The sequence below is a fragment of the Accumulibacter sp. genome, from assembly GCF_029255125.1.
Lineage (GTDB): Bacteria > Pseudomonadota > Gammaproteobacteria > Burkholderiales > Rhodocyclaceae > Accumulibacter.
The window spans coordinates 1-24023 of the sequence record NZ_JAPUVR010000034.1 but is presented as its reverse complement, the minus strand read 5'-3'; the positions used below and the strand labels follow the sequence as shown (position 1 = coordinate 24023).

The following is a 24023-nucleotide window of genomic DNA, read 5'->3' as shown; positions in this document are numbered from 1 at the left end:
CTCAGTAGACGGTCGCTGCGCGCGCCGCCTGGTCGTAGCGGCCCGACAGTTGGCGCAGTATCCGCGCCAGGTCGCCCAGACGGGCGTTTTCTTCTTCCTGCCCCGAAAAACCGGGCATCAGGCAGGCTTCCCGCACCGCGCGGTAGCGCTGGCACAGGGCGTTCCCTTCTTCCGTCGTGGCGAAGAACACTTCCTTGCCACGCTTGCTGCTGCTCAGCAAGCCCATCGCCGAGAGCTTCTTGACCGAATAACTCACGACATGGGTATCCTCGATATTGAGGACGAAACAGATGTCGGCCAGACGCTTTTCCGTCCGCCGGTGATTGATGTGGTGCAGGACCAGCACATCCACCGGCGCCATGTCCTTGACGCCGGCCGCGGCCATGCAGCGGATCAGCCAGCGGTTGAAGGCGTGGGTGGCGATGATCAGGCCGAATTCGAGCTCGGAGAGCTCGGGCGACTTTTCGGACACCAGATGCGAAGAGGAAACGATGCGCTGCCCGACCGCGGGAAGGGGCACCGCAGCGGCTTGTTCGTTGGCTTCCGGATGGCTGGACATACTCTCTTCTCCCAAAATTCGGGTGAGATTATAGCGAATATCATGTTGACTTTTTGTCGACGAATTCTTAACGTTACGTCGCCATTCCCGTCAAGGTCGCGAACCGGTTCGCCAGCTCCCTCGCAGAGCCATCCGATGCCTGATATGGCGTTCATCCACACAACAACGAGGAGACTTCCGTGCTGAAAACCTTCGCCGCCCTCGGCATCGGTACCGCCCTGACGTTGTCGTCCGCCGCCGCGCTCGCCCAGCAGAAATGGGACATGCCGACCGGCTACCCGACATCGAACTTCCACACCGCCAACATCCAGCTCTTCGCCAAGGACGTCGAGAAGGCCACCGGCGGCAAGCTGACTTTGACCATCCACGACAACGGCTCATTGTTCAAGGCCAACGAAATCAAGCGTTCGGTCCAGGGTGGGCAGGCCCAAATCGGTGAAATCATCATTTCCGGCTACTCCAACGAGAACGTACTGTTCGGCGTGGATTCCATTCCTTTCCTCGCCACCAGCTATGCGGAATCCGAGAAGCTGTGGAAGGCCACCAAGGCGGCCACGGAAGCGCTCCTCGCCAAGCAGGGCCTGAAGGTCCTTTACGCCGTTCCCTGGCCACCGCAAGGCATTTTCAGTGCCAAGCCGATCGATTCGGCGGCCGACCTGAAGGGCGCCAAGTGGCGTGCCTACAACCCGAACACCAGTCGCATCGCCCAACTCGTCGGCGCCCAACCGGTCACCGTGCAGGCCGCCGAACTGACCCAGGCTCTGGCCACCGGCACCGTCAACACCTTCATGACTTCCGGCGCTACCGGCTACGACAGCAAGGTCTGGGAACAGGTGAAGTACTACTACGACGTCAGCGCCTGGCTGCCGAAAAACCTGGTCATCGTTTCCAGGAAGGCCTTCGACGGTCTCGACAAACCAACCCAGGACGGCCTGCTGAAGGCCGCCGCCGAAGCCGAAGCCCGCGGCTGGAAGGTCAGCCAGGAAAAGAACACCTGGTATCTCGAACAACTGGCCAAGAACGGCATGAAGATCGAACAAGGCTCGGCGCAGTTGAAGGCCGACCTGAAGAAAGTCGGCGAGCAGATGATCGGCGACTGGATGAAGCAGGCCGGACCCGAAGGCCAGGCCATGCTCGACGCCTACCGCAAGTAAGCTGGCGCCGGCGGCTTCAATCTTCTGCCTGACCGGCAAGAGGGCCTTTCCCGGAAAGACCCACTTTTTCGGAGAGTCTCGATGCGCAAGCTGATCGACACCCTGTTCGATCTGGCCGCCTATCTGGCCGGCCTGTTCATGATCGCCACGCTGCTTGCCGTTCTGATCAGCATCGTCGGGCGCCTCGTTCCCAGCCTCGACCTGCCGGGATCGGACGCCTACGCCGGCTACTGCATGGCGGCGGCCGGATTTCTCGCGCTGGCGCCCACCCTGCGGCGCGGTGAACACATCCGCGTGACGCTGATCTTCAACCAGTTGCCGGCCGGCGCCCGGCACTGGTTGGACATCTTCTGCCACCTCGTCGCGCTCGGTCTGGCGAGCGCGCTGGCCTGGTTCTCGATCCGCCTCGTCCTGCAAAGCCGCGAATTCTTCGATATCTCCACCGGCCTCGACGCCACGCCGCTGTGGATTCCCCAGATCGGCATGGCGGTCGGCACCTCGCTCTTCGCACTCGCCTTCTTGAACGACCTGGTCCTGCTGCTCACCGGCCGGACCCGGCGCGACGCTTCGCCCGCAGGCGAGCCGGCGCGTGTCGAATGAGGAGGCGGCCATGGACCTGACCATCACCCTGCTGCTCATCGCCACCCTGTTTCTCATTCTCGGCTCGGGCGTCTGGATCGGCCTTGCCTTGACCGGCGTGGCGTGGGTCGGCATGGAGTTGTTCACCAGCCGTCCGGTGGGCGACGCCATGTCGATCACCATCTGGAGTTCCGCTTCGTCCTGGACGCTGACCGCGCTGCCGCTCTTCGTCTGGATGGGCGAAATTCTGTTCCGCACCAAGCTCTCCGAAGACATGTTCAAGGGCCTGTCCCCCTGGCTGGAACGTCTGCCGGGTCGCCTGTTGCATACCAACATCATCGGCTGCACGATCTTTGCCGCGGTCTCCGGCTCCTCCGCCGCCACCTGCGCCACCATCGGCAAGATGACCCTGCCGGAACTGAAGCGCCGCGGCTACCCGGAGCACATCGCCATCGGTACGCTGGCCGGCGCCGGTACGCTCGGCCTGCTCATTCCGCCGTCGATCATCATGATCGTCTATGGCGTCACGGCCAATGTCTCGATCGCCCAGCTGTTCATCGCCGGCGTCGTCCCCGGCCTGCTGCTGGCGGGTCTGTTCATGGGTTACACGATCGTCTGGGCGCTGCTCAATCCGGACCGGATTCCGCCGGCCGAACAGCAATTCACCCTCTTCCAGAAGCTGCATGAATCACGCCACCTGATTCCGGTCGTCTCGCTGATTGCCGCCGTTCTCGGCTCGATCTATACCGGCCTCGCCACCGCCACCGAGGCGGCGGCACTGGGCGTCGTCGGCTCGATGGTGATTGCTGCCGTGCAGGGCGAGCTGAGCTGGAAGAATTTCCGCGACAGCCTGCTCGGCGCCACCCGCCTATATTGCATGATCGCGCTGATCCTCGCCGGGGCAGCCTTCCTGACTCTGTCCATGGGCTATCTGGGCCTGCCGCGCCACCTCGCGCAGTGGATCACCGGCCTCGGCCTGTCGCCGCTGCTGCTGATCGTGGCATTGATGGTCTTCTTCATCATCCTCGGCTGCTTCCTGGACGGCATTTCCATCGTCGTGCTGACCATGGGCGTGCTGCTGCCAACCGTCGAAGCCGCCGGTTTCGACCTCGTCTGGTTCGGCATCTTCGTCGTCCTCGTCGTCGAAATGGCGCAGGTCACACCGCCGGTCGGCTTCAACCTGTTCGTTCTGCAAGGCATGACCAAGAAGGAAATCACCTACCTCGCGAAGCATGCCTTTCCAATGTTCCTGCTCATGGTTGGCGCCGTTCTGCTGCTTTACTGCTTTCCCGGCCTGGTCTCCTGGCTGCCGCGGCAGATGGCGGCTTGAGCAGCCATGCCGCCGCAAGCCTACGACATCCCGCGCCTGTTGCCGCTTGGCGACAGCGCGTGGACCGTCGAATTTGCCGGGCATATCGACCCGACCATCCACGGTCGGGTGATGGCCCTGGACGCCCGGGTCGACGATGCCCGCCGCCACGACCCGGCTTTTGCCGGCGTGGTCGACACCGTCCCCAGTTTTCGTTCGCTGACCGTCCATTTCCTCCCCGACCCCGATCCGCTGGCGCTGGGCGAACGCCTGCTGGCACTCGCCCGCGGCGCTGAAGCGGCTATCCTCGGTGGCCGTTCCTGGCGGCTGCCGGCTTGTTTCGACGCCGCCCTCGCACCCGATCTGGCGGCCGTCGCCGAACGTCACGGAACGACGCCGGAGGAGGTCGTCCGTGCCCTCTGCCGGACCGAATTTCGCGTCTACATGATCGGTTTCATGCCCGGCTTCCCCTACATGGGCGGCTTGCCGACCGAACTGCACACGCCTCGCCTGGGCACGCCGCGCAAGCTCGTTCCGGCCCGCTCCATCGCCATTGCCGGCGAAATGTGCGCGGTGTATCCGTGGCCGAGCCCGGGCGGCTGGAACTTGCTTGGACAGACGCCGATCGATCTCTTCGTCGCCGACGACGACCCGCCCGCCCTGCTTGCCGCTGGCGACAGCGTGCGCTGGCAGGCCGTCGACCGCCGGGAATACGCGCGAATCGAACGGGCGCTGGCGCACGGCGAACTGCATCGCCAGAATTTCCTGCGCGAAGGCCAGACATGAGCGGCTGCCTGGAGGTGATCGATGGCGGCCTCGACAACTCCATCCAGGACGCCGGCCGCTACGGTTATCGCCATATGGGGGTCGCCGTCTCCGGTTTCCTCGACCCTCTTTTCGCCGCCTGCGCCAATGCCCTGGTCGGCAATGGCAACGCCGCAGCAGCGATCGAAATCCGAGGCTGCGGCCTCGGCCTCGCGGTCCGCCATGGGCCACTACGGGTTGCGCTGAGCGGCCCGCTGTCGGCCAGCGTCCTGCGCCATGGCGGCAGCCGCCAGGAACTCGATGCCTGGCAGAGCGCCACACTGGAAACCGGCGACGTCCTGAGATGCGGTGCGGTGAACGGCGGCACCGCCTACCTGGCGGTATCCGGCGGCATCGATGTGGCGCCGCAACTGGGCAGCCGCGCCACTCATCGACGCACCGGCATCGGCGGCATCGCCGGTCGACTGCTGGCGACCGGCGATGCGCTGCCCTGCCCTCGCCTCGCCGGTAACGCCTGCCGCGAATACCGAGCCGAACCCTGGAGGCACCTGGACGGCCCGATCCGCGTCATTCCCGGCCCGCAGGCCGACCATTTCACCAACGGCGAATTCGAGCGCCTGCTCGCCTCTCCCTACCGGGTGACCCGCGACAGCGACCGTATGGGCATGCGCCTCGACGGTCCCGCTCTGGTCCACCGCAGCCCGACCCATGTCGATATCGTCTCCGATGCGGTCGCGCCTGGCGCGTTGCAGGTACCTGGAAACGGCCAGCCCATCCTGCTCCTGGCCGACTGCCAGACGGTGGGCGGCTACCCCAAGATCGCCACCGTGATCCGCGCCGACCTGCCGCGCCTGGGCCAGTGTCGTACCGGCGACGAACTGCGCTTCGCGAAGATCGACCTGCCACAGGCGCTCGCCATCCAGCGCCGCGAAAGCGAGCGCCTGGCGCGCTGGCAAAACGCCATCGCGACTTGCCAGCCCGCGAGCTACCTCGACGAGGCCGCCCTTTACACCTGCAACCTGATCGACGGCATGGTCCGCGCCGAGCCACCCACCCACGACTGACCCACGAAAGACCCTGATGAGCCAGAAAATCAACCTCAATGCCGACCTGGGGGAGAGCTTCGGAGCCTGGAGCATGGGCGACGACAGCGCCCTGCTCGAGGTCGTCGGCAGCGCCAACGTCGCCTGCGGCTTCCATGCCGGCGACCCGCTGGTCATGCGCCGGACGGTCCGCAGAGCCCGTGAACGCGGCGTCAGCATCGGCGCCCACCCCTCCTTTCCCGACCTCCAAGGTTTCGGCCGCCGCCGCATGGATATCCCGGACGACGAACTCGCCGCCCTGCTGATCTACCAGATCGGCGCCCTGCAGGCGATGGCCGCCGTCGAGGGACATGCGGTCACCCACGTCAAACCGCACGGTGCGCTGAACAACATGGCTTGCGCCGATACTCGCCTGGCCGACGTGGTGGCGGGTGCGGTCGCCTCCGTCAGCCGAGACCTGATCCTCCTCGCCCCGGCACACTCCCGGCTGCTTCTGGCGGGTGCTCGCGCCGGACTGGCGGTCGCCCTCGAGATCTTCGCCGACCGCGCCTACCGGGACGACGGCCAACTCGTTCCGCGCAGCCAGCCGGGCGCGATGATCCACGGCGCCCAGGCCAGCCTGGATCACGTGCTGCGCATGCTCGACGTGGGCGGACTGGTGACCGTCAGCGGCAAGGTTCTCAAGACGGAGATTCACAGCATCTGCGTCCATGGCGATGGCCCTGACGCGCTGGCCTCGGCGCGCCGCATCGCCACCGGCCTGGAACAGGCCGGCTATCTGCCGACGACGCTACCCGATACGCTCCAGCCGTAGAGAGGTGGCCTCGGAAATTCGGACAGCAGGACAAGTGGTAGTCTTGCCCCATCAAACCGTTGCCGAAGCTGCCCCAGCAGCACCGCGAGCATGACGAAAAGGCAGGGGCGGAAGCACACGCCGGAAGTCGAGGCACAACTGATGCTGGCGACGCTGATGAGTGACCAGACGCTGGCGGAGCGGGCGCAGCAGTACGACATCCACCCGAACCAGATCACGGACTCGTTCCGTCTGGATGCAGTGCGCGACGCCATTCGCCGCCACGGGTACCCGGAGATCTTCAACACCGATCAGGCTTGCCCGTTCACCAGCGGCGAATCCACGGGTCTACTCAAGGCGCACGACATCCGGATCAGCATGGACGGCAAGGGGCTCTGGCATGCCTGGTGCGCGAACAGAAAAGCCGGTCGCGCTGCGACCGGCTTTTCACACACAAACCGGCAAGACCTGGAATAGCTGGGTGCGCTAGGCGCGTTGCCGACGACGGACCATGCCGAGCCCGGACAACACGAGGCCAATCAGCGCGAGGGTGCCGGGAGCGGGAACTGCCCCTTCGGGCAACGAAGCGATGAAGAGTTGCTCGTAGCCGTTATTCAGACTCCGGTTATCGGTGCCCTGCGTCAAGCAGTGCGTCTGATCGGTTGCCGCAACATCCGTGCCGTCCGCCTTCTGGCAGCCAAGCCGGAAGTCGACGTGCAGCGTGAACTGCTGGCGTTCGGCTACGGTCAAACCCGCCAACCACTCGTTGAGTTCAGGGAACAAGACCGCGTAGGCCACCTCGTTCGCCCCAAGGTTGTTCTTGATCCTCGGAGAGGCTCCCACGGTGCCGCACTCCTGGGGCAGGAAGGTCGTGCTGTTGACGCAGTAGTCTGAACCGGAAAGTAGATAATCGCTAACGCGTTGATCGCCCGTGTCAAGCGGATCATTATTGGCCCCGACGACAGGCGCGGTTCCACTACCGGTGAAGGAATTCCACGGGCTGGTTCCGCCTGGCTCGTTGAAGTCGATGCCGCCTCCGCTGTGCTGCAGCAGCGGATCCAGATAGGCCGACGAGACTCCTGGAATCCGTTGATTCGTCAAATAGAAGTTCAAGGCTTTGCCGCCGGCCACAAAGGGCGTTTCGGCGCTGTCCGCACTGCTGCTCACCCAAACTCGTCCCCAGGCCGCCAGGTTGACGGCGCTATCGAGCTGGTTATTGTTGAACATGAACACCGGAGTGGTGCTACTGCCCAACTGGCCGAGCAGCGCTGCTACCGAGGTATCCCAACTGCCGGCGCGATCCTGGAAGACGCCGCCGGCAACTTCACCTGGATCCGCAATCGAGGTGGTGCTGAAGTAGGGAGATCCAGACCGTCCACTCGGCGTTGGGTACGGATTATCCATACCAGCGAAATTTATCTTGATCGGCCCGCCGTTTACTCCGGTCGCAACGACGACCAAGTCCTGAATCTTACCCGCCGAACTGTCCACGTTATACGGTGTGCCCGTGGCGTTGCCGCATGTGCCGCCCGTCTGCTCGCGGCAATAAATGTAGGCCAGCGTTCCCAGCGAATAGACTTGGCTGTCACCGTAAGTCGTGTAATAGGCGGCCGGCAGCGTCCCATCCAACGCGAGGGCCGACGCTGCAGGCGCGAATGCTGCTGCGAGCAGCGCGCTTACCGCCAGCTTTGACAATCTTCTCCCATTCATGTTTGGACTCCTGTCTAGACGAAAAATAGGTCTGGCCGCTATGAACCTGACTCTCCGTAGACACCACAGCAAGGCTCGTGCCATAGATCCTTCCAATTCTGATCTAATTGGAGTGCCGGCAGTTTCCGGCAACTGGCTGGACCCAGAATGTAAAATTGTTTGACACTTGCCGAATGGGCGGCGTATGACTGGCGACGAAGAAACGCGGATTTCTCGGAGTGCAAAGACGGTGGAGAAGGGTTGATGTTTGGAGTCGACATGGAAGAAGGGCCGACGGCTGCCTCTTGCGGCATATCGTCATCCATAGATCGGATCAGCACCACCTGGCAGCGGTTCAGCCCGATCCAAGTGCTTGATCTTAGGCTGAGTTGCTCAGGCCCGTGGGTTCCAGCACAGTCATGGAAGCATTTGATTCCACGAAAGGTGAGGAGTTGTTTATAAGGGAATGAATGGAATGCCTTCGAAGTCTGCGCGATCGACAGCGGACCTGTTCTTCGCAGCAGCCGAAGCAAATTGATATAAAGCAGAGATTAAAGCTTGATACACGGACCTGAAAGGATCGGCGAACGTCTTGCGGCGCCAACGATGACAAAGGCGATGCATGCGGAAATCGAATTATTGCGCAAGCACCTATTGCGTCTGCGAAAAACCGCCGCCAGAATGGAGTCGAGTCCAATAGATGCTGTAGATTCCCTTGTTTGCCTGGATGACCATCAGGTAACCGTGTTTGCTGCTCATGCTTGACCAGCGCTGGTCAGCGCGTGTCAAGCGCGAGGTGTTGCGCTTCGGACAAAGCGCGTGATGCCGCGCACTGATGCGCGACGGCGCGCTTGTGTCGGAAAGTCCGGGGTCCGCTCTTATGACGCCGTGAGACCCGCAAAGGCGCCTGCAGGAGCTTGGCAATGGGCGTGCTGCTCGTCGCCGATCACTCAGAAGCGCGGCTGGCCAGCCGGCAAACGCTTGCGACAAGGTTTTCCACCGTGATCGCAAAATACCGGTAAAGCTCATCGGCCGGGGCTGATTCTCCGAATCGATCGATTCCGATGACCGTTCCATTGCTGCCCACGTACTTCCACCACAGGTCGGGATGCCCGGCCTCCAACGCGACGACCGGGATCGACGGCGGCAGCAACTGCCGACGATAGGCCTCGTCCTGCGCATCGAAGCGGCGCGTGCAGGGCATGGCAACGACGCGCACGGGAAGCCCTTCCGCCGCCAGGATGGCCCAGGCCTGTTCGGCCAGGCAAAGCTCTGATCCGCTGGCAAGCAGCACGACCGCCGGCTGCCCTCCCGCCGCCTCGCGCAAGACGTAGCCACCCTGTCTGATCGCGGCGATCTGGGCGCTGCTTCGCTGGATGGCTGGGAGGGTCTGCCGCGAGAGGAGGAGACACGAGGGACCATCGGCGCGCTCGAGCGCGGCAAGCCAGGCAACTCCGGTTTCGGCGGCATCCGCCGGGCGCCAGACGTCGAGCCCTGGAATCAGGCGCAGCGAGGCGGCGTGTTCGATCGGTTGATGCGTCGGTCCGTCCTCGCCCAGCCCGATCGAGTCGTGTGTGTAGATCATCAAGTGGCGTTGTTTCATCAACGCGGCCATGCGAATGGCGTTGCGGGCGTAATCCGAAAAGACCAGGAAGGTCGCCGTATACGGAATGAAACCGCGATGCAGCGCGATGCCGTTGGCGATCGCTGTCATGGCGAATTCGCGCACTCCGTAGTGGATGTAGTTGCCCGCCACCTCGCGGTTGGCCGGCCGAGTTCCACTCCATTGGGTCAGGTTCGATCCGGTCAGATCGGCCGAGCCGCCTAGCAACTCGGGCAAGCCGGGCGAGATCGCTTCGATCACGTTCTGCGACGCCTTGCGGGTTGCCATGCTGACGTTCTCGCCGACGAAGCGCTCGACCAGCCGCGCCGCCTGCGCCGGCCAGTCGGCGGGCAATTCGCCCTGCATGCGACGCTCGAACTCTGCCGCGAGATCGGGGTGGGCACTGCAATACCGGGCAAATAGCTGATTCCACTCATCCTCGACGTACATGCCGCGGGCCCGCGCATCCCAGCCGGCGCGAATCGCCTCGGGAATCTCGAACGGTGCGTAGGGCCACTCGAGCTGCCGGCGCGTCTCGCCGACTTCGCTGGCGCCCAAGGGTGCGCCGTGACTCTCATGCGTGCCGCCTTTGTTCGGCGAGCCGAATCCAATCATCGTCTTGCAGCAGATCAGCGTCGGCCGTCCAGTCGGCGTCCGCGCGAGGCGAATCGCCGCCTCGATCGAGTCGACGTCGTGCCCGTCACAGTCGGGAATCACGCGCCAGCCGTACGCGGCAAAGCGCTTCGGCGTATCGTCGGCGAACCACGGCTGCACGTGCCCGTCGATGGAGATGTCGTTGTCATCGTAGAAGACGATCAGTTTGGCGAGCGACAGACGGCCGGCCAGCGAGCAGGCTTCGTGTGAAATTCCCTCCATCAGGCAACCGTCGCCGACGAAGGCGTAGGTGTAATGGTCGACGATCGGGTACCCGGGCCGATTGAAGCGTTCGCCCAACAGGCGTTCGGCCAATGCCATTCCAACGGCATTGGCAAGCCCCTGCCCGAGCGGTCCGGTGGTCGTTTCGACGCCCGCGGTAAGACCGAACTCGGGATGTCCGGGCGTTTTCGAATGAAGCTGACGGAAGCGGCGCAGCTCGCTCAGTGGCAGTTGATAGCCGCTCAGGTGCAGCAGGGCGTAGATCAGCATCGACCCGTGCCCGTTCGAGAGCACGAAGCGGTCGCGGTCGGCCCAGGCGGGATTCGCCGGATTGTGCTTCAAGTGGCGCCGCCAGAGGACTTCGGCGATGTCAGCCATCCCCATCGGCATTCCCGGATGGCCGGAATTGGCCGCCTGCACTGCGTCGATGGCGAGAAAGCGCAACGCGTTGGCGCAACGGCGGCGGAACTTGCGGGACTCGGTCGGCACGATAATCTCCTTCAGCCGGAAAACGCGGAAACCAATGGAACGACGAAATCAGCTCGTCACTCGCGACGCAGGCGCCGCTTCTTGTCGATCAACTGCAAAATCATCGGTGTGAGAATGATCTGCATGGCCAGCCCCATCTTTCCGCCGGGGCAGACGATGATGTTCGGGCGCGACATGAACGAGTCGTGCAACATGCTCAGCAGATACGAGAAATCAATCCCCTTCGGGTTGGCAAAACGAATCACCAGCATGCTTTCGTCGGGCGAGGGTATGTCACTGGCAATGAACGGATTCGACGTGTCGACCGTCGGCACCCGCTGAAAGTTGACGTGCGTCTTGGAAAACTGCGGGCAGATGTAGTGGATGTAGTCGGGCATCCGGCGCAGGATCGTGTCCATCACCGCTTCAGTGGAATAGCCGCGCTGCGCCTTGTCGCGATGCAGCTTTTGAATCCACTCCAGGTTGATGATCGGCACCACGCCGACGCAAAGATCGACGTAGCGCGCAATATCTACCGTATCGGTACTCGCCGCTCCGTGCAGGCCTTCGTAGAAGAGCAGATCGGTATCCGGCGGCAGGTCGGCCCACTCGGTGAAGGTTCCTGGCGGGGCGCCGTAGCGCTCGGCTTCCGCATCGTCGTGCACATAGTGTCGGCTCCGCCCTTTCCCCGACTCGCCATAAACGCGGAACAGGGTCTCCAGTTCTTCGAGAAGGTTTGCTTCGGGACCGAAATGGCTGAAGTGGTGGTTGCCGGCCAAGCCGTGCTCGGCTATCTTGGTGCGCATGTCGTGCCGATCGTAGCGATGAAAACTGTCGCCCTCGACAATTGCGGCGTTCAGGTTCTCGCGCCGGAAAATATGCTGAAACGCACGCGTGACCGACGTCGTGCCGGCGCCCGAAGAGCCGGTAACCGCAATCACAGGGTTCTTGCTTGACATCTGATGAATCTCCTTGACCTGACAGGATTCCGGCGAGTGAAGCAACAGTCTCAGTCGTCCCGGAAGAGCGTGCGGGTGGAAAAGAGAGGGGACTTGAACGGCTCGTCCTCGCCCACCTCGTGCTCGCGATGATAACGCTCGATGCGCTCGACCTCACGGCGCGAACCCAGAATCACCGGCACGCGCTGGTGCAGGCTGCTCGGGCGAACGTCGAGGATGCGCTCGTGACCGGTGGAGGCCAGGCCCCCCGCCTGGGCGACGATCATCGCCATCGGGCTGGCTTCATAGAGCAGGCGCAGCCGCCCCGGCTTGCGCGTGTCCTTGCTGTCGCGCGGATACATGAAGACACCGCCGCGCATCAGGATCCGGTGCACTTCGGCAACCAGCGAGGCAACCCAGCGCATGTTGAAGTCGGTACCCCGAACGCCCGTCTTGCCGGCCAGGCATTCGGCGACGTAGCGCTGGATCGGCGGCTCCCAGAAGCGCTCATTCGATACGTTGATGGCAAACTCGCGCGTTTCCGGAGCAATCGCCAGATTGGGATGCGTCAGGAGAAACTCGCCAATGTCGCGATCGAGCGTAAAGCCGTGTGTCCCGTTCCCGACCGTCAGAACCAGCATGGTGGACGGCCCGTAGAGCGCGTAGCCGGCCGCCACCTGACGCGATCCGGGTTGCAGAAAGTCGGCCGCTGTCGGTCCGTCCGGGTGACAATCATCCGGACAGAGGAGAACCGAGAAGATACTGCCCACCGAGAGGTTGACGTCGATATTCGACGATCCGTCGAGCGGATCGAAAAGGAGCAGGAACCGGCCACGCGGATGTTCGGCAGGAATCGGATAGACGTCTTCCATTTCCTCGGAAGCCAGCCCTGCCAGATGGCCACCCCACTCGCAGTGATGAATGAACGCCTGGTTGGCCAGCACGTCGAGCTTCTTCTGCGCCTCACCCTGGACGTTATCGCGCCCCGCGTCGCCAAGAACGCCAGCCAGCGAGCCCCGTGAAACGCCCTGTGCAATTGCCTTGCAGGAACGTACGATATCGCTGATGAGCATCGAGAAATCGCCGACCAGACGCGGATTGCGTCGCTGCTCCTCAATGAGAAACTTGTTCACGTTGGTGCGTCCGCACAGCATGGCAATACTCCTGAAGACGTCTTGGCAAAGGTCGAGCCGAGACAGATTCTAGCGGCATGAAACAAAAACGCTAGTTAAACATATTGTCTGCTTTCATTAGCAAAAGATAACCGATGAGAAACGCCACGATCCGCCAACTGCAGATTTTTGCCGTCGCTGCCAGCCACTTGTCCTTTGCCCGTGCAGCCGAGACGCTGCATCTGACGCACGCCGCAATTTCCCTGCAGATCAAGCAACTGGAAGAGGTCAGCGGAATCCCCCTGTTCGAACGCATCGGCAAGCGCGTATTTCTGACCGAGGCGGGAGAAATTCTGCTCGACCGGGCGCGGCAGATTCTGCAGTTGCTGAAGGAAACCGACGAGGCTTTGCTCGCCTTGAAAGGACTGAAAGGCGGTCGCATCGCGGTGGCTGTGGTGAGCACTGCCGAGTACTTCGCCCCCGGCCTGCTCGCCGAATTTCGCCGGCGACAACCGGACGTCGTGATCAGCCTGCGCATCGACAACCGGACGACGGTGAATCGCTTGCTCGTCGGCAACGAGGTCGACCTGGCGATCATGGGCCGCCCACCGGCCGAATTGGACGCGACCGCGATTGCCTTTGCGCCGCACCCTTTGGTCATCGTCGCCAGTGCCGACCATCGCTTGCGCGCAGCACACAGCATTGCCGTCGAGGAACTTGCGGGGGAAACGCTGATCGTCCGCGAAACCGGTTCCGGAACACGCTCGGCGATGGAGCAGTTCTTTCATGATCATTCGATCCGGCCGCGCATCGGGATGGAAATGAGCAGTAACGAGGCGATCAAGCAGGCGGTCGTCGCCGGCCTCGGAATCAGCTTCATTTCGCAGCACACGCTCGGCCTTGAACTGAGCAGCAAGCGCCTGCACATCCTGAAGGTCGAGGGAACTCCGGTGATGCGCCGCTGGCATCTGGTGCGCCACAGGAGCAAACACCTGACCCCGGCGCTCGCCGCTTTCTGGGCCTTCCTGCTCGAGTATGCCCCGGACTATCTCAAGCGGCTTGGCTGAGTGCGCGCACCGCCTGCATCACGGCCGCCCCGGCGAGCGTGAACGCCGCCGGGCGAACCATGCCTTCGCCGTCGTCGCCAGTTTGCCGCGTCAGGCAAAACCGGTCTGCACCGGGTCGACTCGCAAGCTTCGGAACTCGGTCTGACGAAGGATAGGAAAGACGATCCTGGCCGTGCAGCCAATCGCCTGCTGCTCGCCAACGCCGCGCATGTTAGGCCGCAGACTGGCCGCCGCCCGGTGCAGTTCGGCGATCTCGCGAACAATCGCCAGACCCAGACCGCTGCCATCCCCGGCAGAGCTCTCGGCCCGATAAAAGCGGTCAAAGACCTTGAGCGAGTCTTCGTCGGAGATGCCCGATCCGCTGTCTTCGATCTCGAGCACGGCAAAGTCGCCTGGCGCGACGATGCGCGCGGTCACCCGCCCACCGGCCGGCGTATGACGCAACGCGTTGTCGAGCAGATTGTTGATCATCTCGCGCAAGAGGAAAGCGTGTCCTTCCACGAGCACCTCGCCGGCCGCCTCGTAACCCAGATCGATGCCCTTGTCCAACGCGCGTACCACCCAAGTTTCGACGCTTTCTCGCAGTAACTGATCGATATCGAGCGGCAGCAGCGCTTGCTGCGCGCCACCGCTCGCCTCGGCCCGGGCCAGCGCCAACAACTGGTCGACCAGGTGCGACGCGCGGTCGACGCCGAGCAGGATAAGCTGCAGCGCATGGCGAAGTTGCTCCGGATCGCTTTCCCGAATCGCCAGTTGCGCCTGCGTCTTCAAGCCGGTCAATGGCGTACGCATCTGATGCGCCGCATCCGCGATGAAGCGCCTCTGCGCCTCGACGTTGCGATGCATGCGGCTCAACATGGAATTGAAGGCCTCGGTAAGCGGCCGCAGTTCCTCGGGAACGCGGCGCAGAGCAATCGGCGACAGGTCAGCTTCACGACGCGCTTCGATACGGTCACGCAAGCGCGTCAACGGTCGCAGACCCTGCGACAAACCAAACCAGACGAGCACGACAGCGAGCGGAATGATCACCAGTTGCGGGACAATCACGCTGGTCATGATCCGGTTCGCCAGCTGCGAGCGCTTTTCCGTCGTCTCGCCAACCTCGACCAGAATGCGTCGGTCGAGCGACGCGCCGGGGACTGACACATGAAGGTAGGCAATGCGCAGCGCTTGACCGCGGTACTCGTCATCGCGGAAAGACACCTCCCCGCTGTCGCGCAGCCACAGTCCCGGCTGGGCCGATGGGGCGGGGAGTTCGCTATCCCCGGCGAGCAATTTGCCGGTACCGTCAAGGATGTGGAAATAGATATTGTCGATCTCGTCCGAGCGCAAGAAGGCCTGCACGGTCGTCGCCGCACGCAGTTGCGCCCTGCCCTCGTCGAAGCTTAGCTGACGCGCGAGCACCGCGACGCGCTCGCGCAGCAACTGATCGTAGGGAAAGCTGGCCACCGTGTTGGCAAAATAATGCGTGAAGGCGATGCTGATCGGCCAGACGAAGAGCAGCGGCGCGAGCATCCAGTCCAGGATCTCGCCAAACAGCGAGCGCTCGGCGTCAGTGCCTTCTTTCTTCCGCAGGCTTCTCAAGGTAGTATCCGAGTCCGCGCACCGTAATGATGTTGACCCCGGTCGACTCGAGCTTCTTGCGCAGGCGGTGGACATAGACCTCGATCGCGTTGTGGCTCACTTCTTCGCCCCAACCGCAGAGATGATCAACCAACTGGTCCTTGCTCACCAGGCGTTTCGCGCGCAGGAGGAGAATCTCCAGCAAACCGAGTTCCCGCGCCGAAAGCTCGAGCATTTCGCCATTGACCAGAGCCGATCGATCATTCTGATCAAAGGTCAACGAACCGCACTGGATGATCGTCGGCGTACCCGAAGAGCGGCGGCTGAGCGCCCGCACGCGCGCTTCCAGCTCGACCAGCTCGAAAGGTTTGGCCATATAGTCGTCGGCGCCCAGATCAAGCCCTCGCACTCGATCGTCAACGCCGTCGAGCGCAGTCAGAATGAGTACCGGCGTCGCCGAATTGCGCGCCCGCAGGCGGCGCAGCACATCCAGCCCGGACAAGCGCGGCAAGCCGAGATCAAGAATGACCAGATCGTATGCGTTGGTCATCAGGGCGGTATCGGCAGCCACGCCGTCATCCGCGCAGTCGATCGCGTAACCCGCCTGGCGCAACGAGCGGCAAAGGCCGTCGGCAATGATCCTGTCGTCTTCAGCGAGGAGAATGCGCATGCGTGTCGTTCCGTAGCCCAACAGCCGTCGTAAGCTCGTTGTAAGCACCACTTCCTAAGCTACGCACGCTGTTCTCCTTTTATGGTCTCTGGAGTTCCGGCCCTGGCCCGAACTCGGGGAGCGCCTGACCACTGCACCAGGTGCTCCCCGCCATTTTTTCGGCGCCCACAGCGATTTCAGCAAAAGCGGAAGCGCGTGCTCGAGATTGACGCTGGGCAAACCCGGCGAGTGTAACAAAAAAGCCTCCCTACGGTTCCCCCACAGGTTCAACCCGAGCCATCTTGAGCGCGCTACGTTGCCCTCGGCAGCAGCGTCTCAACCAGCCGAATCCAGTAGGCGATGCCAATAGCAAGTATATCGTCATTGAAGTCGTAACGCGGGTTGTGCAGAGTGCAGCCGCCGCTACCCGGCCCGTTGCCCAGCCAGACGTAGCATCCGGGTTTTTCGCGCAGCATGTAGGAAAAGTCTTCGGCGCCCATCGACGGCAACTCGTCGGCTCGCACCTTGTCGCGCCCCAGCAGCGTGCTCGCCACCTGCCGACAGATTTCGCTTTCCCGCGCGCTATTCACGGTTGGAGGGTAGCGATGGTCAAAGCGAACGGACAGACGCGCACCAAAAGCCCGCCCAATACCATCGCACTGACGCTCGACCAGCCGTTCCACGCGCTCCTGCATCGCGGCATCGAAACTGCGTATCGTGCCGCGCAGGATGGCAGTCTCCGGAATGATGTTCCACGCCTCGCCACCGTGCACCTGAGTGACGCTGATCACCGCCGCCTCGCACGGGTGGATGTTGCGCGCGACAATGGTCTGCAGAGCGATCACCAGATGGCTGACGACGAGTAGCGTATCGACTCCCTGATGCGGCATGGCGGCATGACAGCCGCTCCCTTGTACCTCGATCTCGAAAGCGCAGGTACCGGCCATCACCGGGCCGGCGACGACCGCCATTTCGCCCACCGGGATACCCGGCCAATTGTGCAGACCGAAAACCGCGTCCATCGGAAACTTGTCGAAGAGTCCCTCGGCAACCATCGTCTGCGCGCCACCTTCCGACTCCTCGGCTGGTTGAAAGATGAAGTACACGCTGCCGTCGAAAGTCGCCTCGTTGCGCTGCTCGGCCAGAAGACGTGCGGCACCAAGCAGCATCGCGGTGTGTCCATCGTGCCCGCACGCATGCATCAAACCCGGTTTGCACGAGCGGTGGGCGAACGTGTTTTCCTCCGTCAGCGGAAGCGCATCCATATCCGCTCGCAAGCCTATCGCTCGCTCGCTGCTTCCCTGGCGCAGGACGCCGATTACACCGGTCCGCGCCAGACCGCGATGAACCTGCATGCCGTAGCGCGTCAACTCATCGGCGACCAGATCAGAGGTGCGTGTCTCGGCAAACGCCAGTTCCGGATGAGCATGGAGATCGCGCCTGAGCGCAACCAGATCGGCGAGAAAAGTGATTTGCCCTGGGTCCATGCTTTGATCCTTCACCTGCAAAGCCTTCAGTCTAGGTCATCATGGCTTGCTCGGGAAGCCATGCTTCGATTATCCTGAATGACATGCATCTCGTTCTCATCAGCGGCCTGTCCGGATCAGGCAAATCGGTTGCGCTCAAAGTGCTGGAAGACGCCAACTATTATTGCGTCGACAATCTGCCCTCGCAGTTGTTGCAGCAACTGGTTGGGCAGCTCGAACTGCAAGGTTACGACAAGGTCGGCGTGGTGATCGACATCCGCGGCGGGGAAAGCGTTGCGATGCTGCCGCTGCAGCTCGACGCTTTACGGGCCAACGACCTTGATCTGCAGTTTCTCTTCCTCGACGCGCAGGATTCGACGCTGCTTAAGCGCTATTCTGAAACGCGCCGCCGCCATCCTCTGGCCAGCGACGAGTTGACCTTGGTTGAAGCAATCGCCGAAGAGCGGGTCCGCCTCGCCGGCCTGTCGGCTCTTGGCCATCACATGGATACAAGCGCCCTGAAGGCTGGCGTCTTGCGCCAGTGGATTCGCCAGTTTGTCAGCCTCAAGTCGTCGGCGGTCCAGCATCAGGGTCTGACCTTGCTCTTCGAGTCTTTCGGTTTCAAGAACGGTACGCCGCTTGATGCCGACCTGATTTTCGATGTGCGCTGCCTGCCCAATCCGCACTACGACTTGTCGCTGCGCCCGCTCACCGGCCTCGACCAGCCGGTCATCGACTTCCTCGAGATCGAGCCTGAGGTGCTCCGCATGCGCGGCGACATCGCCTGTTTCATACGAACCTGGCTCCCGAGCTACGTACGCGACAGTCGGAACTACCTGACGATCGGCATAGGCTGCACCGGTGGCCAGCATCGCTCGGTCTATTTCGCCGAATGGTTGGGCAGAGCCTTTCGCGACAGTGCGTGCGTCCTGATTCGTCACCGTGAATTGCCGGCGACCAGCAACTCGCCGGCAAGGCCGTGACCGATTGGTTGCAACTGTGCCGGCCGGGCGACGCGCTGTTCGTGCTGGTCGGCGCCGCCCTCTGCGCCACCGCGACTTTCCTCGTCTGGCCGACCGGAACAGGCGAAAAAGCGGTCGTCAGACGCCACGGCGAGATCTACCTCGAACTTGATCTGACCCGTGATCGCCGGGTCGAAGTCCCCGGCCTCCTCGGCCCGACTGAAATCATCGTCGATCAGCGGCGGGTCCGCGTCGGATCGGACCCCGGTCCCCGACAATACTGCGTGCGCCAGGGATGGCTGGCCCGCCCGGGTGAAATCGCCATTTGTGCACCGAACCAGGTCAGCGTCGAAATTCTCGGCAGCCGACGGGTCTACGATTCTCTAAGCTATTGACATGGATCGGCCACACCACCGCTTGCCACACCCGACCGGCATCAGCCAGGTAGCCGCAGCGCTCGGCGCGCTTGCCAGTAACACCGGTTTGGTGTGCAATGCAGATTTCGATCGCCCGCAAACGAGCAAACATGACTGAAAGTAACAAGTACGTAGTTGCCGTGAGTGCTGTCCCGCAGTATGTCGCCGAACAGTCCGACCCGGCAAACGATCACTACGTTTTCGCGTATACGATTACGATCGAGAATGTCGGGTCGGTTGCGGCCCAGTTGATCGCACGCCACTGGGTCATCACCGACGCCAGCGGCGAAGTTCAGGAGGTCCGCGGGCTCGGTGTGATTGGCCGGCAGCCACTCCTCCAGCCGGGAGAAAAGTTCGTCTACACAAGCGGTTGCCAGCTCGATACGCCGGTAGGCACGATGCGCGGAAGCTACCAGATGACCGCCATTGACGGCTACCAGTTCGAAGCGAAGATCCCGGAGTTCACCCTGGCCGTTCCGCATGTCCTGCATTGACGATGCGGCACGCCTACAGGCCACGCATCCCGGTCGCGCGCACCGCTAGCTGCGGTAGTCGGCGTTGATCCGCACGTAATCGTACGACAGGTCGCAGGTGTAGACCGTGCTGTGCGCAGTGCCCCGACCAAGTTTGACGCGGATCACAATCTCGGCTGCCCGCATCAGGCGCGCGCCAGCTTCCTCGCTATACGACTTGGCGCGGCCGCCGTGCTCGGCCACCAAGACTTCGTCCCCGGCAGCCCCGAGCCAAACGCAAACTCGATCCACGTCGAGCGCTTTGACCTCCGCATAGCCAATCGCGGCGAGAATCCGCCCCAGGTTCGGATCGCTCGCAAAGAAAGCGGTCTTGACCAGAGGTGAATGGGCGATGGCATACCCGACTCGGCGGCACTCCTCACGATCCCGACCGCCTTCAACGCGGATCGTGATGAACTTGGTCGCGCCTTCACCATCACGCACGATGGCTTGCGCCAATTCGCCAGCCAGGCCGATGACCGCGTCGCGCAGCTTCGGGTAATCCTCCTCGCGGGGCGTCGGAATGTAGACGCCGCTTTGCCCGGTGGCGACGAGGACAAACGAGTCGTTGGTCGACGTGTCGCCGTCGACGGTGATGCAGTTGAACGACTCGTCGGCCGCTTCCTGCACCAATTGTTGCAGCAGATGCGCCGGCAGACCGGCGTCAGTCGCCAGAAAGCCGAGCATCGTTGCCATGCGCGGACGAATCATTCCGGCCCCCTTGCTGATACCGGTCAAGGTGACCGACCGGCCAGCGATCTCGATACGCCGCGAGGCGGCCTTCGCGACCGTATCGGTGGTCATGATCGCGTGCGCCGCGGCGTGCCAACCGTCGGGCGCAAGATCAGCGATGCAGCGCGGCAAGCCGCCGATCAGTCGATCGACAGGCAAGGGTTCGAGGATGACCCCGGTCGAAAAGGGAAGTACCTGGCTGGCGTCGACCGCCAGCAATTGACCCAGGGCAGCGCACGTTTCCTCGGCGGCCTGACGCCCTGCTTCACCGGTACCGGCGTTGGCCACGCCGGTATTGATCAGCAAGGCGCGAATCTCGCCGCCGCGCGCCAGATTGCGACGGCAGACCTCGACTGGAGCGGCACAGAAGCGATTGCGGGTAAACACCGCAGCCACCCGACAGCCCTCATCAAGCGCCAGCAGAGCAAGATCCTTGCGCCCTACCCGCCGTATTCCCGCCTCGGCCACGCCAAGGCGAACGCCGACGACCGGCAAGAGATCTTCAGCGCGTGGCGTCTGGTAATTGACTGGCATTACGACCTCCCGAAACTGGCAGTCAGAACAGCACTGCCAAGCCACCGGCTCGCGCCCGCCCGCGCGCCGCCCACCGGCAGCGCGGTGCCACGCACGGCAAACCCTGCCGCCTCACGACAGTTTGCCGTGGCAATGCTTGTATTTCTTCCCCGAACCGCAGGGACAAGGCTCGTTGCGGCCAACCTTGTGGCGTGCAGTTGCCGTCTTCTGGTGGCTGGCTGCCGTCGCCTCATCGTCGTCCTGTCCCAGCACATCGTCGTAGTCCGCATGGTGATAGCGTACGTTCTGGACGTCCGCATGGGTGACGGTCTCCTGCACATCCTGCGCGCGGACCTGTACGGTAACCAGCACGCGCGTCACGTCGGCGCGCACCGTGTCGAGCAGACGTTCGAACAGCTCGAAGGCCTCGCGCTTGTATTCCTGCTTCGGATTCTTTTGCGCATAACCACGCAGGTGGATCCCCTGACGAAGATGGTCGAGCGCCGCCAGATGCTCGCGCCAATGCGTGTCCAGGCTCTGCAACATGACATTGCGCTCGAACTGGTGGAAGACGTCAGCCCCGACCAGATCGACCTTCTCGGCGTACGAGCGGGCAGCCGCGTCGACGATGCGCTCCAGAATCTGCCGATCGCTCAGATTCGGCTCGTTCTTCGACCACTCCACGATCGGCAAGGACAACTGCAGTTCGGCCGCCAGCGCAGTCTCCAGGCCGGACAGGTCCCATTGTTCTTCGACGCTGTCTTCCGGAACATGCGCCCGGAAGGTGTTATGGAGAACGCCTTCCCGCATTGCGGTGATCGTTTCCGAAATGTCTTCGCTTTCCAGCAGTTCATTGCGCTGCCCGTAAATCACCTTGCGCTGATCGTTCGCGACATCGTCATATTCGAGGAGTTGCTTGCGGATGTCGAAGTTGCGCGCTTCCACCTTGCGTTGCGCCGACTCCAGCGAACGCGAGACCAACGGATGCTCGATCGGCTCGCCCTCGGGCATTTTCAGCCTCTCCATGATCGCTTTGACACGATCACCGGCAAAGATGCGCAACAGCGAATCGTCGAGCGCGAGATAGAAACGCGACGAACCGGGGTCGCCCTGGCGACCCGAGCGACCACGCAACTGGTTGTCGATGCGCCGCGATTCGTGCCGTTCGGAACCGATGATGTGCAAGCCGCCAGCAGCAACCACCTGATCATGCAGTTGCTGCCACTGACGACGAAGGTCATCGATACGTGCCTCCTTCTCGTCGGCGCTGATCGCCTCATCGTCGCGCACCAGCGCGATCTGCTTCTCAATGCTGCCGCCGAGCACGATGTCGGTACCGCGTCCAGCCATGTTGGTGGCGATCGTGATCACCCCAGGGCGGCCTGCCTCGCGCACGACCTCGGCTTCGCGCGCGTGCTGCTTGGCGTTGAGCACCTGATGCGGCACCTTCTCGTGGTCGAGCAGGGCAGAAAGCAATTCCGAATTCTCGATCGATGTCGTCCCGACCAGCACCGGCTGGCCGCGCTCGCGACAAGCCCGGATGTCGGCGACGATCGCGGCGTGCTTCTCCTTGGCCGTACGGAATACCTGATCGTTGAGGTCGGTCCTGCGCATCGGCTGATTGGTCGGGATGACGACCGTTTCCAGTCCGTAGATCTGCTGGAACTCGTAGGCCTCGGTGTCCGCCGTACCGGTCATTCCCGACAGCTTGCCGTAGAGGCGAAAGTAGTTCTGAAAGGTGATCGAGGCGAGCGTCTGATTCTCGTTCTGAATGCGCACCCCCTCCTTGGCTTCGACGGCCTGATGCAGACCGTCTGACCAGCGCCGGCCAGGCATCAAACGACCCGTGAACTCGTCGACGATGATCACCTCGCCGCGTTGGACAACGTATTGCTGGTCTCTGAGGAAAAGGTTGCGTGCACGCAGCGCCGCATTCAGGTGATGAATCAGGAGGATGTTGGCTGCGTCGTAAAGACTGCCACCGTCGGGCAGCAAGCCCGCCGTAGCGAGTATCTCCTCGGCGTGCTCGTGACCCGCTTCGGTCATCAGGATCTGATGTCCCTTCTCGTCGACCCAGTAATCGCCTGGACCGTTCTCCTCGCTGCAGCGGACGAGCAGCGGGGCAACTTCGTTCATCCGCACGTAGAGATCGGTATGATCCTCAGCCTGCCCGGAAATGATCAACGGCGTACGCGCCTCGTCGATCAAGATCGAATCGACTTCGTCGACGATCGCGAAGCCCAGTTTTCGCTGCACGCGATCGGCCGCCGAGTAAACCATGTTGTCGCGCAGGTAGTCGAAGCCAAACTCGTTGTTCGTGCCGTAAGTGATGTCGGCGGCATAGGCCGCCTGTTTCTCTTCGTGCGGCATCTGCGACAGGTTGACGCCGACCGAGAGGCCGAGAAAGCGGTGCAGCCGGCCCATCCACTCGGCGTCGCGATTGGCCAGGTAGTCGTTTACAGTGACGATGTGCACACCGTTACCGGCCAGCGCATTCAAATAGGATGGTAGCGTGGCGACCAACGTCTTGCCTTCGCCGGTGCGCATCTCGGCGATCTTTCCGTCGTGCAGAACCATGCCGCCGATCAACTGGACATCAAAGTGACGCATGCCCAGGGTCCGCTTGCTGGCTTCGCGGACGACGGCAAACGCCTCCGGCAGCATGGCGTCGAGGGTTTCTCCATTGGCCACCCGCCGCTTGAACTCGACTGTCTTGTTACGCAGATCCTCGTCGGAGAGAGCAGCGATTCCCGCTTCGAGCGCGTTGATCTTGCGCACGACCAGCTTGTACTGTTTGATCAGCCGGTCATTGCGGCTGCCGAAAATCTTCTTGAGGAGGCCGGAAATCATTCTCTGGACGGAAAAGGTGGTTGCGGAGAGGACATCGTGGGCGCCTCGAACGGAAACAGGCCCGGGACGCCGGAGCGGCTGCCTCGCCGCCGGAACTGGATGGACAACGGGCGCTGGACAACGGGCGACCGACCGCCGGCAGCGCACCGTCTGCGCGGCGCAAGAACCCACTTGACGGACCCGTACGGCGCGTGGCACGGATACTACCCGCAAGACTCGATTCACGCAATTCTCGCTTGCCGGACATAGGCAGCCGGCGGCGCGCGAGAACCTTGTCAGGCAGGCCTTACCCTTTCCCACAACCCGTCAGCAGACGGTAGCGCTATGGTTTGTTCCTGCAGGAAGAAGGGCACGATGTGCGTTGGCCAAGCTCAAGGCGCTTGCGGTGGGGGCGTGGCGAAGACG

20 protein-coding genes and 1 pseudogene are annotated in these 24023 nt (G+C 62.7%); 11 read left to right on the top strand and 10 right to left on the bottom strand.

The window, feature by feature from the left end; all coding sequences use genetic code 11:
• Window position 1: 1 nt before the first annotated feature.
• On the bottom strand, window positions 2-559 hold the full coding sequence (locus tag Q1L59_RS01505) for a winged helix DNA-binding protein (protein WP_300327526.1): 558 nt from the start codon (window positions 557-559) through the stop codon (window positions 2-4).
• 179 nt (window positions 560-738) lie between these two features.
• Here Q1L59_RS01505 and Q1L59_RS01500 point away from each other — a divergent pair, with 179 nt between their 5' ends.
• The 7 genes and pseudogenes from Q1L59_RS01500 to Q1L59_RS01470 all read left to right on the top strand — a co-directional run.
• Window positions 739-1713 carry a TRAP transporter substrate-binding protein gene (locus tag Q1L59_RS01500; RefSeq protein ID WP_300327525.1) on the top strand — a complete coding sequence of 325 codons (975 nt, stop codon included), beginning with the start codon at window positions 739-741 and terminating at the stop codon, window positions 1711-1713.
• 81 nt (window positions 1714-1794) lie between these two features.
• Complete coding sequence (locus tag Q1L59_RS01495) at window positions 1795-2313, top strand: TRAP transporter small permease (protein WP_300327524.1); 519 nt, start codon at window positions 1795-1797, stop codon at window positions 2311-2313.
• A 10-nt stretch (window positions 2314-2323) separates the two neighbouring features.
• Complete coding sequence (locus Q1L59_RS01490) at window positions 2324-3622, top strand: TRAP transporter large permease subunit (protein WP_300327523.1); 1299 nt, start codon at window positions 2324-2326, stop codon at window positions 3620-3622.
• Window positions 3623-3628: 6 nt separating this feature from the next.
• Window positions 3629-4387 carry a 5-oxoprolinase subunit PxpB gene (pxpB, locus tag Q1L59_RS01485; RefSeq protein ID WP_300327522.1) on the top strand — a complete coding sequence of 253 codons (759 nt, stop codon included), beginning with the start codon at window positions 3629-3631 and terminating at the stop codon, window positions 4385-4387.
• Window positions 4384-5430 carry a biotin-dependent carboxyltransferase family protein gene (locus Q1L59_RS01480; RefSeq protein ID WP_300327521.1) on the top strand — a complete coding sequence of 349 codons (1047 nt, stop codon included), beginning with the start codon at window positions 4384-4386 and terminating at the stop codon, window positions 5428-5430. The genes pxpB and Q1L59_RS01480 overlap by 4 nt, the downstream gene beginning before the upstream one ends.
• Before the next feature lie 16 nt (window positions 5431-5446).
• Window positions 5447-6223, top strand: coding sequence for a 5-oxoprolinase subunit PxpA (locus Q1L59_RS01475; RefSeq protein WP_300327520.1), 777 nt, complete (start codon window positions 5447-5449; stop codon window positions 6221-6223).
• Window positions 6224-6445: 222 nt separating this feature from the next.
• Window positions 6446-6601 (top strand): annotated as a pseudogene (locus Q1L59_RS01470) (IS3 family transposase); the annotation flags it as partial.
• A gap of 87 nt (window positions 6602-6688) precedes the next feature.
• Here Q1L59_RS01470 and Q1L59_RS01465 read toward each other — a convergent pair.
• The 4 genes from Q1L59_RS01465 to Q1L59_RS01450 all read right to left on the bottom strand — a co-directional run bounded on the left by Q1L59_RS01465 (window position 6689) and on the right by Q1L59_RS01450 (window position 12930).
• On the bottom strand, window positions 6689-7912 hold the full coding sequence (locus Q1L59_RS01465; protein WP_300327519.1) for a PEP-CTERM sorting domain-containing protein: 1224 nt from the start codon (window positions 7910-7912) through the stop codon (window positions 6689-6691).
• 925 nt (window positions 7913-8837) lie between these two features.
• Entirely contained in the window at window positions 8838-10859 is a 2022-nt protein-coding gene (gene tkt, locus Q1L59_RS01460) for a transketolase (RefSeq protein WP_300327518.1), read from the bottom strand.
• A 56-nt stretch (window positions 10860-10915) separates the two neighbouring features.
• On the bottom strand, window positions 10916-11797 hold the full coding sequence (locus Q1L59_RS01455; protein WP_300327517.1) for a phosphoribulokinase: 882 nt from the start codon (window positions 11795-11797) through the stop codon (window positions 10916-10918).
• A 50-nt stretch (window positions 11798-11847) separates the two neighbouring features.
• On the bottom strand, window positions 11848-12930 hold the full coding sequence (locus tag Q1L59_RS01450) for a class 1 fructose-bisphosphatase (RefSeq protein ID WP_300327516.1): 1083 nt from the start codon (window positions 12928-12930) through the stop codon (window positions 11848-11850).
• A 113-nt stretch (window positions 12931-13043) separates the two neighbouring features.
• On the opposite strand from Q1L59_RS01450, the gene Q1L59_RS01445 reads away from it, so the two are divergent.
• The gene (locus Q1L59_RS01445) at window positions 13044-13955 is read left to right on the top strand and encodes a LysR family transcriptional regulator (protein WP_300327515.1); all 912 of its coding nucleotides are present in this window, start codon (window positions 13044-13046) and stop codon (window positions 13953-13955) included.
• A gap of 90 nt (window positions 13956-14045) precedes the next feature.
• On the opposite strand, the gene Q1L59_RS01440 is transcribed toward Q1L59_RS01445, so the two are convergent.
• The 3 genes from Q1L59_RS01440 to Q1L59_RS01430 form a co-directional block, all read right to left on the bottom strand.
• Complete coding sequence (locus Q1L59_RS01440) at window positions 14046-15539, bottom strand: sensor histidine kinase N-terminal domain-containing protein (protein WP_300327514.1); 1494 nt, start codon at window positions 15537-15539, stop codon at window positions 14046-14048.
• Window positions 15508-16188 (bottom strand): response regulator, encoded by a 681-nt coding sequence (locus Q1L59_RS01435; RefSeq protein ID WP_300327513.1) that lies wholly within the window; start codon window positions 16186-16188, stop codon window positions 15508-15510. Before Q1L59_RS01435 ends, Q1L59_RS01440 begins: the two co-directional genes overlap by 32 nt.
• 290 nt (window positions 16189-16478) lie before the next feature.
• A complete protein-coding gene (locus tag Q1L59_RS01430) occupies window positions 16479-17654 on the bottom strand; it encodes a M20 aminoacylase family protein (RefSeq protein WP_300327512.1) in 1176 nt (391 codons plus the stop codon).
• 83 nt (window positions 17655-17737) lie between these two features.
• Between Q1L59_RS01430 and rapZ the strand changes: the two genes are divergently transcribed.
• From rapZ to apaG, 3 genes are all read left to right on the top strand, one after another.
• Window positions 17738-18616, top strand: a complete 879-nt coding sequence (rapZ, locus tag Q1L59_RS01425) for an RNase adapter RapZ (RefSeq protein WP_300327511.1) — start codon at window positions 17738-17740, stop codon at window positions 18614-18616.
• The gene (locus Q1L59_RS01420; RefSeq protein ID WP_300327510.1) at window positions 18613-18990 is read left to right on the top strand and encodes a NusG domain II-containing protein; all 378 of its coding nucleotides are present in this window, start codon (window positions 18613-18615) and stop codon (window positions 18988-18990) included. The genes rapZ and Q1L59_RS01420 overlap by 4 nt, the downstream gene beginning before the upstream one ends.
• Window positions 18991-19121: 131 nt before the next feature.
• Window positions 19122-19505 carry a Co2+/Mg2+ efflux protein ApaG gene (gene apaG / locus Q1L59_RS01415; RefSeq protein WP_300327509.1) on the top strand — a complete coding sequence of 128 codons (384 nt, stop codon included), beginning with the start codon at window positions 19122-19124 and terminating at the stop codon, window positions 19503-19505.
• 45 nt (window positions 19506-19550) lie between these two features.
• On the opposite strand, the gene argJ is transcribed toward apaG, so the two are convergent.
• Both argJ and secA read right to left on the bottom strand, forming a co-directional pair.
• Entirely contained in the window at window positions 19551-20789 is a 1239-nt protein-coding gene (gene argJ, locus Q1L59_RS01410) for a bifunctional glutamate N-acetyltransferase/amino-acid acetyltransferase ArgJ (RefSeq protein ID WP_300327508.1), read from the bottom strand.
• 111 nt (window positions 20790-20900) lie between these two features.
• Window positions 20901-23618, bottom strand: a complete 2718-nt coding sequence (secA, locus tag Q1L59_RS01405; protein ID WP_300327507.1) for a preprotein translocase subunit SecA — start codon at window positions 23616-23618, stop codon at window positions 20901-20903.
• Between the last annotated feature and the right edge of the window lie 405 nt (window positions 23619-24023).

Bases quoted from the DNA above. Each gene is read 5' to 3' on its own strand.
- Q1L59_RS01505 (WP_300327526.1), bottom strand. From the start codon at position 559: ATGTCCAGCCATCCGGAAGCCAACGAACAAGCCGCTGCGGTGCCCCTT.
- Q1L59_RS01495 (WP_300327524.1), top strand. From the start codon at position 1,795: ATGCGCAAGCTGATCGACACCCTGTTCGATCTGGCCGCCTATCTGGCC.
- Q1L59_RS01490 (WP_300327523.1), top strand. From the start codon at position 2,324: ATGGACCTGACCATCACCCTGCTGCTCATCGCCACCCTGTTTCTCATT.
- pxpB (WP_300327522.1), top strand. From the start codon at position 3,629: ATGCCGCCGCAAGCCTACGACATCCCGCGCCTGTTGCCGCTTGGCGAC.
- Q1L59_RS01480 (WP_300327521.1), top strand. From the start codon at position 4,384: ATGAGCGGCTGCCTGGAGGTGATCGATGGCGGCCTCGACAACTCCATC.
- Q1L59_RS01475 (WP_300327520.1), top strand. From the start codon at position 5,447: ATGAGCCAGAAAATCAACCTCAATGCCGACCTGGGGGAGAGCTTCGGA.
- Q1L59_RS01465 (WP_300327519.1), bottom strand. From the start codon at position 7,912: ATGAATGGGAGAAGATTGTCAAAGCTGGCGGTAAGCGCGCTGCTCGCA.
- Q1L59_RS01455 (WP_300327517.1), bottom strand. From the start codon at position 11,797: ATGTCAAGCAAGAACCCTGTGATTGCGGTTACCGGCTCTTCGGGCGCC.
- Q1L59_RS01450 (WP_300327516.1), bottom strand. From the start codon at position 12,930: ATGCTGTGCGGACGCACCAACGTGAACAAGTTTCTCATTGAGGAGCAG.
- Q1L59_RS01445 (WP_300327515.1), top strand. From the start codon at position 13,044: ATGAGAAACGCCACGATCCGCCAACTGCAGATTTTTGCCGTCGCTGCC.
- Q1L59_RS01435 (WP_300327513.1), bottom strand. From the start codon at position 16,188: ATGCGCATTCTCCTCGCTGAAGACGACAGGATCATTGCCGACGGCCTT.
- Q1L59_RS01430 (WP_300327512.1), bottom strand. From the start codon at position 17,654: ATGGACCCAGGGCAAATCACTTTTCTCGCCGATCTGGTTGCGCTCAGG.
- rapZ (WP_300327511.1), top strand. From the start codon at position 17,738: ATGCATCTCGTTCTCATCAGCGGCCTGTCCGGATCAGGCAAATCGGTT.
- apaG (WP_300327509.1), top strand. From the start codon at position 19,122: ATGACTGAAAGTAACAAGTACGTAGTTGCCGTGAGTGCTGTCCCGCAG.
- argJ (WP_300327508.1), bottom strand. From the start codon at position 20,789: ATGCCAGTCAATTACCAGACGCCACGCGCTGAAGATCTCTTGCCGGTC.
- secA (WP_300327507.1), bottom strand. From the start codon at position 23,618: ATGATTTCCGGCCTCCTCAAGAAGATTTTCGGCAGCCGCAATGACCGG.